This window comes from Nitrosospira sp. NRS527, from assembly GCF_018406445.1.
GTDB classification, from domain to species: domain Bacteria; phylum Pseudomonadota; class Gammaproteobacteria; order Burkholderiales; family Nitrosomonadaceae; genus Nitrosospira; species Nitrosospira briensis.
Window position 1 is genome coordinate 2,194,976 of the sequence record NZ_AP024515.1, and the last position, 13,305, is coordinate 2,208,280.

Annotated in this window: 14 protein-coding genes; all 14 read right to left on the reverse strand. The window is 53.5% G+C overall.

The window, feature by feature from the left end:
* Positions 1-99: 99 nt before the first annotated feature.
* The 14 genes from purF to KJS40_RS09910 all read right to left on the reverse strand — a co-directional run bounded on the left by purF (position 100) and on the right by KJS40_RS09910 (position 13,291).
* Positions 100-1,620 (reverse strand): amidophosphoribosyltransferase, encoded by a 1,521-nt coding sequence (purF, locus tag KJS40_RS09845; protein WP_213537390.1) that lies wholly within the window; start codon positions 1,618-1,620, stop codon positions 100-102.
* A 111-nt stretch (positions 1,621-1,731) separates the two neighbouring features.
* A complete protein-coding gene (locus KJS40_RS09850; protein WP_213537392.1) occupies positions 1,732-2,241 on the reverse strand; it encodes a CvpA family protein in 510 nt (169 codons plus the stop codon).
* A 61-nt stretch (positions 2,242-2,302) separates the two neighbouring features.
* Positions 2,303-2,953 carry an SPOR domain-containing protein gene (locus KJS40_RS09855; protein ID WP_213537394.1) on the reverse strand — a complete coding sequence of 217 codons (651 nt, stop codon included), beginning with the start codon at positions 2,951-2,953 and terminating at the stop codon, positions 2,303-2,305.
* Positions 2,954-2,969: 16 nt separating this feature from the next.
* Positions 2,970-4,268 carry a bifunctional tetrahydrofolate synthase/dihydrofolate synthase gene (gene folC / locus KJS40_RS09860; RefSeq protein WP_213537396.1) on the reverse strand — a complete coding sequence of 433 codons (1,299 nt, stop codon included), beginning with the start codon at positions 4,266-4,268 and terminating at the stop codon, positions 2,970-2,972.
* A 58-nt stretch (positions 4,269-4,326) separates the two neighbouring features.
* Positions 4,327-5,196, reverse strand: a complete 870-nt coding sequence (accD, locus tag KJS40_RS09865) for an acetyl-CoA carboxylase, carboxyltransferase subunit beta (protein ID WP_213537397.1) — start codon at positions 5,194-5,196, stop codon at positions 4,327-4,329.
* Between the two features lie 8 nt (positions 5,197-5,204).
* Positions 5,205-6,032 (reverse strand): tryptophan synthase subunit alpha, encoded by an 828-nt coding sequence (gene trpA, locus KJS40_RS09870; RefSeq protein ID WP_213537399.1) that lies wholly within the window; start codon positions 6,030-6,032, stop codon positions 5,205-5,207.
* Between the two features lie 10 nt (positions 6,033-6,042).
* Positions 6,043-7,239 carry a tryptophan synthase subunit beta gene (gene trpB / locus KJS40_RS09875; RefSeq protein WP_213537400.1) on the reverse strand — a complete coding sequence of 399 codons (1,197 nt, stop codon included), beginning with the start codon at positions 7,237-7,239 and terminating at the stop codon, positions 6,043-6,045.
* Positions 7,226-7,852, reverse strand: coding sequence for a phosphoribosylanthranilate isomerase (locus KJS40_RS09880; protein WP_244859532.1), 627 nt, complete (start codon positions 7,850-7,852; stop codon positions 7,226-7,228). The genes trpB and KJS40_RS09880 overlap by 14 nt, the downstream gene beginning before the upstream one ends.
* A 70-nt stretch (positions 7,853-7,922) precedes the next feature.
* A complete protein-coding gene (gene truA / locus KJS40_RS09885; protein WP_213537404.1) occupies positions 7,923-8,729 on the reverse strand; it encodes a tRNA pseudouridine(38-40) synthase TruA in 807 nt (268 codons plus the stop codon).
* Positions 8,730-8,924: 195 nt separating this feature from the next.
* Positions 8,925-9,854 carry a FimV/HubP family polar landmark protein gene (locus tag KJS40_RS09890; RefSeq protein ID WP_213537406.1) on the reverse strand — a complete coding sequence of 310 codons (930 nt, stop codon included), beginning with the start codon at positions 9,852-9,854 and terminating at the stop codon, positions 8,925-8,927.
* Positions 9,855-10,257: 403 nt separating this feature from the next.
* Positions 10,258-11,370, reverse strand: coding sequence for an aspartate-semialdehyde dehydrogenase (gene asd / locus KJS40_RS09895; protein ID WP_213537408.1), 1,113 nt, complete (start codon positions 11,368-11,370; stop codon positions 10,258-10,260).
* 49 nt (positions 11,371-11,419) lie between these two features.
* Positions 11,420-12,481: a 3-isopropylmalate dehydrogenase gene (gene leuB / locus KJS40_RS09900; protein WP_213537410.1), complete on the reverse strand. Its 1,062-nt coding sequence runs from the start codon at positions 12,479-12,481 to the stop codon at positions 11,420-11,422.
* Positions 12,482-12,510: 29 nt separating this feature from the next.
* Positions 12,511-13,149 carry a 3-isopropylmalate dehydratase small subunit gene (gene leuD, locus KJS40_RS09905; protein WP_213537412.1) on the reverse strand — a complete coding sequence of 213 codons (639 nt, stop codon included), beginning with the start codon at positions 13,147-13,149 and terminating at the stop codon, positions 12,511-12,513.
* Between the two features lie 16 nt (positions 13,150-13,165).
* Complete coding sequence (locus KJS40_RS09910; RefSeq protein ID WP_213537415.1) at positions 13,166-13,291, reverse strand: entericidin A/B family lipoprotein; 126 nt, start codon at positions 13,289-13,291, stop codon at positions 13,166-13,168.
* Positions 13,292-13,305 lie beyond the last annotated feature (14 nt).

Here is a 13,305-nt window from a genome sequence, read left to right on the forward strand (position 1 = left end):
TTTCCCGCTTTAGCCGAATTTATAATGCGCCCGCAAGCTGAATATCAAATCGGCGCTACAGTCAAATTACGCCCGATAACCGTTTTTGTCAAATCTCCATTAATCGATCGCCACCAGGTTCAAATCCAGCTGCGTACTGGACCGTGAGCGAGACAAGGGTGCGCCGCCATCACGCTGCGCCTCCAGTAAAGCGAGGTACTCCGGCGTAACATCGCCGGTGATATAGCGCCCATCGAAACAGGAGGTTTCATAATGCGTAATCGATGGATTGACGCGGCAAACATCTTTGACGAGTGAATCGAGATCCTGATAAACGAGATGGTCGGCACCGATCTCGCGGCAGATTTCGTCTTCGTTCCGCCCGGTAGCGATGAGCTCGCGGCGCGTCGGCATATCAATTCCATAAACGTTGGGAAACCTCACCGGTGGCGCGGCCGAAGCAAAGAATACCTTATGGGCGCCGGCCTCCTGCGCCATTTGCACAATTTCGAGGCTGGTGGTGCCGCGCACAATCGAATCGTCTACCAACAGTACGTTTTTACCGCGAAATTCCACACTCATTGCATTGAGTTTTTGTCGAACGGATTTGCGCCTCTGCTGCTGGCCCGGCATGATAAAAGTACGCCCAATATAGCGGTTCTTTACGAAACCTTCGCGAAAGCTCACTCCCAGGCGATTAGCAAGCTGCAAGGCACTGGGACGACTGGAGTCGGGGATCGGAATCACCACATCGATATCCAGATGACGCATGGTCGTGGCGATCTTGTCAGCCAGGCTCTCGCCCATGTTAAGGCGCGTTTCATATACTGAGATACCATCCATGACGGAATCCGGGCGCGCCATATAGACATATTCGAAAATACACGGATTCTGCGTGGGGTTGGCGGCACATTGCTTATTGTGGAAATTACCGCTCTCGTCGATAAAAATTGCTTCGCCCGGGGCGACATCGCGTACCAGCTTAAACCCTAAAGTATCGAGCGCCACACTTTCGGACGCCACCAGGTATTCCATCCCATGCTCGGTTTCAGCAGAGCCGAATACCAATGGACGGATGCCGTAAGGGTCGCGAAAAGCGAGCAATCCATAACCCGAGATCATTGCCACCACTGCGTAAGCACCTCGACAGCGCCGATGTACGCCGGACACCGCGTCGAAAATAGCGGCAAGGTCGAGCTGGTGGTTTTTCGTGCTTCTTTGCAACTCATGGGCGAGTACGTTGAGAAGCACTTCTGAATCGGAACTGGTATTGACGTGGCGCAAATCCTCGCGAAACAACTCATCATTGAGTTGGGCTGCATTCGTGAGATTGCCGTTGTGCCCAAGTACGATTCCGAACGGCGAGTTGACATAGAACGGCTGTGCCTCAGCCGACGATTCAGCGGAGCCAGCGGTGGGATATCTCACATGGCCAATGCCCATGTTACCAAGCAAAGCACGCATGTTGCGGGTACGGAACACATCCCGGACCAGGCCGCCACCCTTATGCATATGGAAAGTGTTACCCTGGGCAGTAACGATGCCTGCTGCATCCTGTCCGCGGTGCTGGAGTACCAGCAAGCCGTCGTACAACAACTGGTTGACGGCAGTTTGTGCGACTAAGCCCAGAATTCCACACATGACCACACTCCGCAAAGATGGCTTTGATTTTGATTAAAACTGTACAAAAGGTTTATCCGGATATGGACGAATGGAATTGCCGAGCGCTGTATTATACCGACAGGCTGCTAGTCACTGTCCGCGCTTTAATTTCACATAATTGATACGCGTGGACAAATCTGGCGGCAACCATGGTATTACCAACATCGCCGCTGTCTCCAGCGGTTTGCTGAGCAAGGCCTTTTGCCAGAACGGCTCTTGCGGCAACGCGGTGAATCCCGCTGCCAACACAACCAATAACACTACCAGCAACCCTCGTATAAAACCGAACAACGAACCAAAAAAACGATCTGCAAACCCCAATCCCACACTTTTTACCAAGGCTGAGATCAGCATGGCGATCAGACTCATCGCCAGCAGCACCGACAGGAATAATGCAGCGAATGCCAGCAACATACGCAATGTTTCGCCGGCGATACCGGATGGCAGCATGGGCGCGAACCCTGCTGAAAATGAGTTTGCCACCATGAATGCGACAATCCAGCCCGCCAGCGACAATGATTCGCGCACCACGCCTCGCATCACACTCAGCAAAATGGATATAACAAGTATGGCAAGAACGCAGTAATCGAAAATAGTCATTCGTAAACAGGAACGAAATTACAGAAGGGCAATTTTCCTGTGCGGTAATGGTTCCATCATCCTACTTCTCCGCGACTACGCCATCGAATCCAAGTTTCTTCAGTTTCTCACGTGTAAGCTCCGCCTCCTCACGCGTATCAAACGGCCCTACCCGAACACGCGTTATCTCGCCCTTTTCGGCACCGCTGTCAACCTTCAGTGTTTCCGTATAGGCCTTGGACCTGCTGTCCTTCGATGTCACGCTCTGCAGCTGTTGCCTGGCTTTGCCCGGATCGGAAAAAGCGCCCAATTGCACTACGAATACAGTAGCGGCAGTGGCAGGAACGGTCGCTTTTGCATTTCCCGTTCCCGATTCACCTTTGGTATCCATGCTGTTCGCCGCCGGTTTCTCTATCGATTCATTCGCGGCTTGGGCAGGCTTTACTGATGGCTCGGAGACTACCGGCTCTTCCTGACCTATTCCGGTTTCCAATTTTTCTGGAACAGTCCTGGCCGGTGCTTCTGTACGAAGGGCGACATCGGGTGCGAGCTCTTCCACAGAGTCTTCAGATGGTATGCGAATGTCAATTTCGTGACTTCTCTGCTCCGGTTTGCTGTCGAGCACCATCGGCAGAATGACAACCGCTGTGACCACCAGTGTAATTGCGCCGACGAGACGTCTTCTGGCGCGTTTCCTTAGCTGAATCTCTTCTTCGCTGACGGTCTTTGCCATTCGTCTCTGCTTGATTCTAACCGTGCTCAACCGCGTTCCGGTAACGCAACACTTCGGCTACGGTATGGAAAGAGCCAAAGACACAGATTCTATCATTTACGGTTGCGTGCTCACAGGCAAATGCATATGCCGCGGCCGGATCCGGAAAACTCTGAATTGTCTCCTCACCCACACCTGCCTCCTTCAGCGCCCGCGCCACGTCACCAACCGCAGCCCCACGTGGCAAATCGATGTTCGCCGTCAACCATACATCGACTTTTGCCGCAAGTGCCCGCGCCACACCGGCAATATCCTTATCTTTGAGCATTGCAAATACCGCGTAAGTCTTTTGATAGCGGTCCATGCTGTCGAGCCCGGCAGCCAAGGCGCGCGCAGCACCCGGATTGTGTGCCACATCCAGCACCGTCACAGGACGGCCGGGTAACACCTGAAACCGGCCTGGCCAGACAACTTCCAATAGTCCCTGGCGTACATCGCCCATGGTAATCGGCAAGCTATCCTTTACCGCATCCAGTGCAGCAAGACAGGCATTGGCGTTGCGCAACTGATAAGCGCCCCGCAATGCCGGATAGGGCAGCGAATGACGCTTGCCCCCCTTTCCCCAGAAACTCCATCCGGTCGCGCTGGTCGAGTAACCGAAGTGCTCGCCGATGTGCATCAAATTCGCGCCGATCGCTTCTGCATGAAGCCGCACGCTCGCGGGAATATCCGGTTCCGAGCAAATGGCAGTCTTTCCGTTTCTGAAAATTCCGGCCTTCTCAAATCCAATTTCCTCCCGAGTGGTACCCAGATAATCCATATGATCGAAGTCAACACTGGTGATAACCGCACAATCAGCATCAAAAATATTGACTGCGTCCAACCGGCCGCCCAGTCCCACTTCCATGATCGCGACTTCCACTTCGGCCTGTTTGAATAGTTGCATTGCGGCCAGTGTGCCAAACTCAAAATAGGTCAGGGGAATACCGCTGTCAAGCCGGGCCGATTCCACTATTTGAAAAGCATTACATAACTCGTCATCGCTGGCTTCCTTTCGGTTCACCCGCACGCGCTCGTTATAACGCAGCAAGTGCGGAGAAGTGTAACAGCCAACGCGATACCCGGCGCGTGTCAGAATCGCCTCCATCATGGCACATGTCGATCCTTTGCCGTTAGTGCCCCCGACCGTGATGATGGGAAAGGAACATGCAAGATTCAAGCCCGCCTTCACCCGATTTATCCTGTCCAGTCCCATCTCGATGGACTTCGGATGGATACGTTCAAGCCAGTTCAGCCAATCGGAAAGCGTTCTGGATTTTGTATCGGATTCACTCATTACTATCTTGCGCCACCCGGCATGAACATCATGACGACATGATTATGTGAGCCAAAGATCAGGCTGCCGGCGGAGAAACGTGCATCAGCAGCGAACATAGGTTAGCAACCTTATCGCGCATGCGCCGGCGATCTACAATCATGTCTATAGCACCGTGTTCCAGCAGGAATTCGGCACGTTGAAACCCTTCCGGCAGGGTTTGCCGCACAGTCTGCTCGATAACGCGCGGCCCGGCGAATCCGATCAATGCCCCTGGCTCGGCGATTACCACGTCACCGATGAAGGCAAAACTAGCTGACACCCCACCCATGGTAGGGTCTGTCAATACCGAGATGAAAGGCAGCCGCTCCTGACTGAGTTGGGTAAGCACCGCTGTTGTTTTAGCCATCTGCATCAATGATAGCAAACCTTCCTGCATGCGCGCGCCGCCACTGGCGGCGAAGCATACAAAAGCCACATGTTGCTCAACGCATGTTTGCACCGCACGCACGAAGCGCTCACCTACCGCTGAGCCCATCGAGCCCCCCATGAAACCGAATTCGAATGCTGCTGCAACCAGCGGTACGGTTTTGACGCTGCCCTGCATGACCACGAGGGCGTCATTTTCATCCGTATCTCTTTTCGCTTCCGATAACCTGTCGATATAACGCTTGTTATCCTTGAATTTAAGCGGGTCAAGCGATTGCACTTCCGCTCCGATCTCATGACGGCCTTCGGCATCCAGGAATAAATCAAGACGCACCCGGGCAGAAATGCGGTTGTGATGATTGCACTTGGGGCAGACATTTAGATTGTTACCCAGATCAGAGTAATAAAGCACTGCTTCGCAAGACGCGCACTTGCTCCACAATCCCTCAGGCACGGCCTTTTTTTCGCCGCTTACCTTGCGTTTTATTTTTGGGGGAAGAAGTTTCTGGAACCAGCTCATAAATTAGTTTAAATGATGGATGATGCGTGTTCAGCGCTGGCTTCGTCGACGGCGGCACGGAGATTTTTTACCAAGCCGTATACGTTCGTTAATAAATTCTCCCTGGTTGAATTTTCTATTTCTTCAATGATGCGGCTACCTATCACGACAGCGTCGGCAAGGCCCGCCACGGCTTTGGCCGTCGCACCGTCGCGTATGCCGAAACCGACGCCAATGGGAATGGAGATGCAGGTGCGCAACTGAACCAGTTTGTTGGCGACATCGCGGAGGTCGAGACTTAATGCACCGGTTACGCCTTTTAGCGAAACATAATATATGTATCCCCGCGCCAGCTCCGCTACCCGCTCGACGCGCATTTGCGGAGTAGTAGGAGAAAGCAGGAAAATCGCATCTATTTGCTGACGTTCAAGATTGCTTACCCATTCCCGGGACTCTTCTGGTGGATAATCCACTACCAGCACTCCATCTATCCCGCTTTTTTTTGCTCCCGCCGCAAATTTCTCGTAGCCCATCGATTCTATCGGGTTGGCATAACCCATCAGTACAACCGGTGTGTATGTATCGGTTTTCCTGAATTCCTCCACCATTGTCAGCACATCCTTCAGACCTACACCATGCTTGAGCGCGCGCTCCGAAGACCGCTGTATGGTCGGCCCGTCCGCCATGGGGTCCGAAAACGGGACGCCCAGTTCGATGATGTCGGCGCCTGCTTTCACCAGCTCATGCATCAATGGAACCATCATTGCGGGCTCCGGGTCACCGGCAGTGATGAAAGGAATCAGTGCTTTTCTTTTTTTCTGGAGCAGGTTGCCGAATACGGTAGCGATACGAGACATATATGATGATTCAAAAGGTTATATTGGAAGCCTGCGCTACAGTGGCCATATCTTTGTCCCCGCGTCCGGACAGGTTCACCAGCAGCAGCTTATCCTTGCCAAGCGAGGGCGCGAGCTGGGCGGCATAAGCCAGCGCATGACTGGATTCCAGCGCCGGTATGATGCCCTCGTAATGGCACAGTGAATGGAATGCCTCCAGCGCCTGGTCATCGGTAATGGCGATGTATTCAGCACGATTGCTGTCCTTGAGCCAGGCGTGTTCGGGGCCGACGCCAGGATAATCCAGCCCGGCTGAAATAGAGTGGGTCTCGACAATCTGACCGTTCTCATCCTGGATCAGATAGGTGCGGTTTCCGTGCAATACGCCGGATCTTCCCATCGTCAGGGAAGCCGCATGCTGACCACTCTCAATTCCGCGTCCCGCCGCTTCCACGCCGACCATCCTTACATTACTTTCTATATAAGGATAAAAAAGGCCGATAGCATTTGACCCGCCACCCACGCAGGCAATCAACGCATCCGGCTGCCGCCCGCATTCCTCTTGCATCTGCACGATTGCTTCCCGCCCGATTATTGCCTGGAAGTCGCGTACCATCATCGGATAGGGATGCGGTCCCGCTACGGTGCCAATAATATAGAATGTATCTTCGATGTTGGTTACCCAGTCGCGCATGGCTTCATTCAGGGCGTCCTTCAATGTTCGCGAACCTGATTCGACCGGTATGACCGTTGCTCCCAGGAGCTTCATCCGATAAACGTTGGCTGCCTGGCGTTCCACATCGACGGAGCCCATGTAAACGACACATTCCATACCATAGCGCGCGGCAACTGTAGCGCTGGCTACACCGTGCTGGCCCGCGCCGGTCTCGGCGATCACGCGCGATTTCCCCATGCGCCTGGCCAGGAGTGCCTGCCCGATAGCATTGTTGATCTTGTGCGCCCCGGTATGATTCAGGTCTTCACGCTTCAGCAGAATCTGGGCACCTCCCAGATGTGCCGACCATCTTCTGGCATGATAGATGGGGCTGGGCCGCCCCACATAATGCTTTAACTCGTAAGCAAATTCCGCCTGAAAATCGGTGTCACTACGATAATGCTCGTACTGAACGCGCAAATCTTCCAGCGCTGCAATAAGTGTTTCAGCGACAAAAATGCCGCCATATGGACCAAAATGTCCATGGCTATCCGGAAGATCATAAACTTTCACTGGTTCGAACTCCTCGCATGAAAGCGGCAATTTTTTCCACGTCCTTGATACCCTTGGCGCTTTCCACGCCGCTTGATACATCTACTGCCCAAGGCTGTGCGTGCTGGATCGCACTGGTAACATTACCCGAGTGCAGCCCTCCCGAAAGAATCAGGGGCAGCGGCAATTCCCGAGGAATCAGACGCCAGTCAAACGCATGGCCTGTGCCGCCCGGCTCGCCTTCGACATAGGTATCCAGCAACAATCCGCTGGCTCCGGTATAACGGGTGGCGTATTGTAGCAAATCTACGCTCGCCCTGACTCGCATCGCCTTTATATAAGACCGCGAAAATTGCCGGCAAAACCCGGGGTCTTCATTGCCATGAAATTGCAGCAAATTCAGGCTGGCTACAGAAAACGTTTCTTCCACCCAATCCGGATCAGGATCGACATAGACACCCACCGCGGTAATGAATGGCGGTAGCGCGGCAATAATTTCCTGCGCTTTTGCCGGCGTCAAATAACGCGCACTTTTCTTCCAGAATACAAACCCAATGGCGTTGGCACCAAAACGCACTGCTGCCAGCGCATCCTCCACACGCGTTATACCGCAAATTTTCACTTTGGTAGACATACTTGCAATTTCTTCTTTCCCTTTCGCTGAGTTTTGTTCGGCAACATCGGCGGGTCCGCGACTGAGACGGCTAGCGAGGCCTGTTCGTCCTCGGCAATACCGCGGCAAGCGGCGGTTCGACAACAGACGGCAACTTCCATTTGGCATCGTAAGTGATGCCCGTCAGGTATAATCCGGCAGCGGAAAAAGTCGGCGCCGCATCGCTACGCTTACCGCTTTCAAGCAGCGCGCCTATCCATTCAGGTGGATATTTGCGCTTTCCCACATATATCAGGCAACCGATGATATTGCGCACCATGTGATGCAAAAACGCATTGGCGCGCAGTTCGAATGCGATAGTATCGCCCAACCGGATAATTTCCAGTTTCGTCAGATTGCGTACGGGAGATTTTGCCTGGCACTCGGCCGCCCTGAAAGCGCTGAAATCATGCTCTCCCAGCAGCGTCTGCGCGGCGGCCTGCATGGGTTCAATGTCAAGAGTCTGATGAAACCAGCCGATATTGCCTTGGTAAAGCCCCGGGCGCGCAGGATGATTCAATAGCAGATAGAGGTAGCAGCGCTCGATGGCGCAGTAGCGCGCATGGAAATCATCCCCAATCTCGGATGCCCATAGTATCGCGATGCTGTCCGGTAACAGCGCATTAGCCCCGCGAACCCACGCTCCCATGGGCCGCTCTGCCTGCGTATCGAAATGCACTACCTGATACGCGGCGTGAACGCCGGCATCAGTGCGCCCAGCGGTTACTACTCGAACGTCCCTGCATGCGATTCTGGATAACGCGGCTTCCACCGCATCCTGGACCGAACCGCCCGATCGCTGGCTTTGCCAGCCACAAAAACTGCTGCCATCGTACTCCAGCACCAATGCAATTCTCACGGCACGAACGCCTGTGCGCCTATTTTTATCGTAGCGCCCACATGCCACTTGAACAGAGATTCATTAAGCAAATTTTGCGGAAGAAGCAGAAGAATTGAACATATGAATGAAAAGGGCAGTCCGTAATAATCCAGCTTGTTTATGAGTTATTCTTGGTTTCGTCAAGCGACCTGTGCTTTGCTGCAGCACCCTCCTTCATTGCATGGAGCCCACGCTGGGCACTTGGCTCTTTTCCGCCTGCCTCGTCGCCCACGATCCCACCGATATTGTTTCTGATGTATGTGCTCCCATTCCCGCTTTCCTCACCTTTGAAAGCTTTAAAATCTCACGGGAAAGCTCCTGGGCTGGAATAATATCTACCTCAACAGCGGGGTCAATCCTTCCACCGACCGTTTGCTTCAGTTCCTCGGTCGCCCCTTCTCTATCCGCAAACCTCCGCCGGTACCAATCCGCGGTCTGTGCTTTCACCTCTCGGTTGGCTTCCGCCGGGGTTATCGCACCGACTTCACTATTATCCGGTATCCTTAAAATAGGTCCTGTTTTGAGCTGATTCATATTATTGCCGAAGAAAGCATCGCAATTTGCACGATGCAACGCGACCAGCATCTGATTCAAGCTCACCCCAGCGGGAAAAACGATATTTTTCGCTATTCTGACTAAGGTATCGCCCTGCTTTACCGGACCATAGGCAGTATGAGTCTTGCCGGCGGAATTGGACTCATCCTGTATTGGCAACTTCTCATCCTGCTTGACTGACGCATCTGATCTGCCAACGACCGATTCAGAGGGCGGATGCGCATCGATTTCGGACAGACCGGGCAGCACGGTATATTCGCGCAGCAATCGTCCCGACGACCAATTCAGCTCAACCAACATATTGAGAAGCGGTTCGGCAATAGGTTGCGGAGACATGATCCTGACGTAAGGCTGCCCGTCGGAGCGGGTCTCAATACTCGCATTGAATGTCGAGAGGACAGACGAATAATCGATGTTGGCTTGGCGATACGTTTCTTGTGAGGCAAGACGCGCCACTAGAGAAGGTTTCTCTTCTTTCTTTACCGCAACCAGTTCGATTTCTGCTTTAAAGGAGTATCCCTGAGCCGAATTGACGGTCAGTCTGCCCAAGCCAACTGCATATCCGGCTACCGGCAAAAAAATTGCAAATAAAAACAAACATGCTTTAGAAGTAAACTTCCGCACAGCCGTACACTCTTGAGGAGGATATATGGATAAACATCACGGGGCCGGCATTAACATTTGGCTGAAGCTTGTCTATTGTTAGTTTATTACTAACCCTCCCACCAAGTTATACCCGAACCCCGTTTACAGGGAAGAAAATAAGTATTGCTGCGAAACGTCATCGGCATCAACCCGCCAGGCGAATACCGTGAGCAGGATCGTTGAGATGATTTTCTATCGGAAAAACAGGAAAATCGCTTAAGCATGGAATTAATATAAGCCCCATTTTGCACGACTCATATAAATCAAATTTCTTCCCGAATGAGGAAAAAGGCGGCTCCGCCGACTCTCAGGCTTGAACCAGAATTCTCAGCATCCTGCGCAAAGGTTCCGCCGCGCCCCACAGCAACTGATCTCCCACTGTAAACGCCGAGAGATATTCCCCTCCCATGGCTAGCTTGCGCAGCCTCCCTACCGGAATCGTCAGTTTTCCGGTAACCGCAGCCGGAGTCAACTCTTGCAAGGTGCTCTCGCGCTCGTTCGGGATAACCCGTACCCAACTGTTGGATGCGGCAAGAATACCCTCTATCTCATCCAGCGGGATGTCCTTCTTGAGCTTGATGGTCAGCGCCTGGCTATGGCATCGCATTGCACCGACGCGAACACAAATACCATCGACAGGTATCACCTGGTCAGCGCGCCCCAGGATCTTGTTCGTCTCGGACTGGCCTTTCCATTCTTCTCTGGTCTGCCCGTTGCCCAGATCCTTGTCTATCCAAGGAATGAGGCTGCCTGCCAGCGGCACGCCGAAATTCGCGGTGGGAAAATTGCCATCGCGCAATGTCCCCGCAACCTCCCGGTCAATGTCAAGTATGCCCGCGGCCGGATCGTCCAGCAAATTTTTCGCCACACGATGCGCTTCACCCATTTGCAGCAATAATTCCCGCATGTTCTGCGCACCCGCGCCGGATGCGGCCTGATAAGTCATGGCGCTCATCCATTCCACCAGATCTTCTTCGAACAATGCGCCCACAGCCATCAGCATCAAGCTGACGGTGCAATTGCCACCGATGTAATTTTTGACATCGTCGTGCAGCGCCTGCTCGATAACCGGCAGATTGACGGGGTCGAGTATGATGATTGCGTCGTCTACCATGCGCAATGTGGAGGCCGCATCGATCCAGTAACCCCGCCAGCCCGCTTCACGCAGCTTGGGGAAGATCGCGCTGGTGTAGTCTCCGCCCTGGCAGGAAACAAGGATGTCCATCGACTTAAGCTGGTCTATATCATGCGCATCCTCGAGCAACGGCGTCTCCTGGCCGATATCCGGACCTTTGCCGCCTTTCTGGGAAGTGGAAAAGAAAGTCGGCTCCACCAATGCAAAATCATTTTCTTCCCGCATGCGCTGCATGAGCACCGACCCTACCATGCCCCGCCAGCCAATAAATCCTACTCGTTTCATCGATCGCCTCTCTCCAGGAAACTGAACCTGGTCTCTTTCAACCATTTACCTATATATTTGCCAGGACCGCATCGCCCATTGACGCCGTGCCGACCTTTTTCGTTCCCGCCTCGTAGATGTCTTCAGTACGATACCCCTGAGCCAGGACTTTCTTCACCGCGCTCTCGATGCGGGAGGCTGCCGTTTCCTGGTCGAACGTATAGCGCAGCATCATCGCCACCGACAATATCGTTGCCAGGGGGTTAGCGATGTCTTTACCCGCAATGTCGGGAGCGGAACCATGTATCGGCTCATAGAGGCCCTTATTCCGGTCGTCCAGTGAGGCCGATGGCAGCATGCCGATCGAACCGGTCAGCATGGAAGCTTCATCCGACAGGATATCGCCGAACATGTTGCCCGTCACCATCACATCGAACTGCCGAGGATTACGCACCAACTGCATAGCGGCATTATCCACCAGCATGTGCGAGAGCTCCACGTCGGGGTAATCTTTCGCTGTCTCGGTCACCACGTCGCGCCATAGTTGGGTGCATTCGAGCACGTTCATCTTGTCCACCGAGCAAAGCCTGCGATGACGTTTACGCGCCGCCTGGAAAGCCACCCTGGCAATTCGGCGAATCTCGGTTTCGCTATAGATCATGGTATTGTAACCAACACGCTGGCCGTCGCGACATTCAATGCCCCGCGGCTCGCCGAAATAGATATCGCCGGTCAATTCACGCACGATGAGAATATCCAGGCCGGCCACCACTTCGGGTTTTAGCGTCGAAGCATTGGCAAGCTCAGGATACAGTATCGCGGGGCGCAGGTTGGCAAACAGATTCAGCGCCTTTCGAATACCGAGCAAACCCCGTTCCGGCCGCAGGTGACGCGGCAGCGTATCGAATTGGGGACCTCCAACGGCACCCAGGATCACGGCATCCGCACCGGCCACAAGATTGCGTGTCGCTTCCGGAAACGGCTCACCCGCCGCTTCTACGGCACAACCGCCCAATAAGCCCGGTTCCAGCTCAAACTTCAACCCGTCGCTTCTTAATGCTTCCAGCACTCGCACAGCCTGGGCGATAATTTCCGGGCCGATACCGTCTCCAGCCAGGATTGCAATTTTCATAAAATCCTTGGTTTAAACCGGAAGAAAAATCATGTGAATAACCAGGGCTGTGCAGCCCGGTGCTTCTCTTCAAAGGCCTTGATCTTGTCCATATGTTGCAAAGTCAGACCAATTTCATCCAGGCCATTCAATAAAGTGTGTTTACGGAAGGGATCGATATCGAAAGAGAAGGATTTACCGCTGGGCGTCGTCACCGATTGATCCTGCAAGTCAACCCGCAACCGATAGCCCGCAGTGGCCTCTACCTCGGCGAACAACTGGTCCACGTCCGCCGCATCGAGCACAATGGGAAGCAGGCCGATCTTGAAACAGTTGTTGAAAAAAATATCGGCGAAACTGGGCGCGATGACCACTTGAAAGCCATAATCCTGAAGTGCCCACGGCGCGTGTTCTCGACTCGAACCACAGCCGAAATTCGAACGCGCAAGCAGTATCTGCGCACCCTGGTAACGTGCAAGGTTGAGTATGAAATCCGGATTGGGCTTGCGCCGAGCGGCATCCATGCCCGGTTCGCCGTGATCCAGATAACGCCACTCGTCAAACAGGTTCTGCCCGAAACCAGACCGTTTGATGGATTTCAGAAATTGCTTGGGAATGATGGCGTCGGTATCGACATTAGCGCGATCGAGCGGCGCCACCAATCCGTCGCAGAAAACAAATTTTTTCACGAGCCAATAACTCTATTTATTGTGCCTGTTTTTGTATCGCTTCACCACCACTCTGGAGATCCTTGCCGAAGCCTTGCATGGTATTACACGCAGACAGACCGAAGACAGCGATCAGGACAACCATCATTGAAAACGTTCTCATTGCAACTCCCGTTT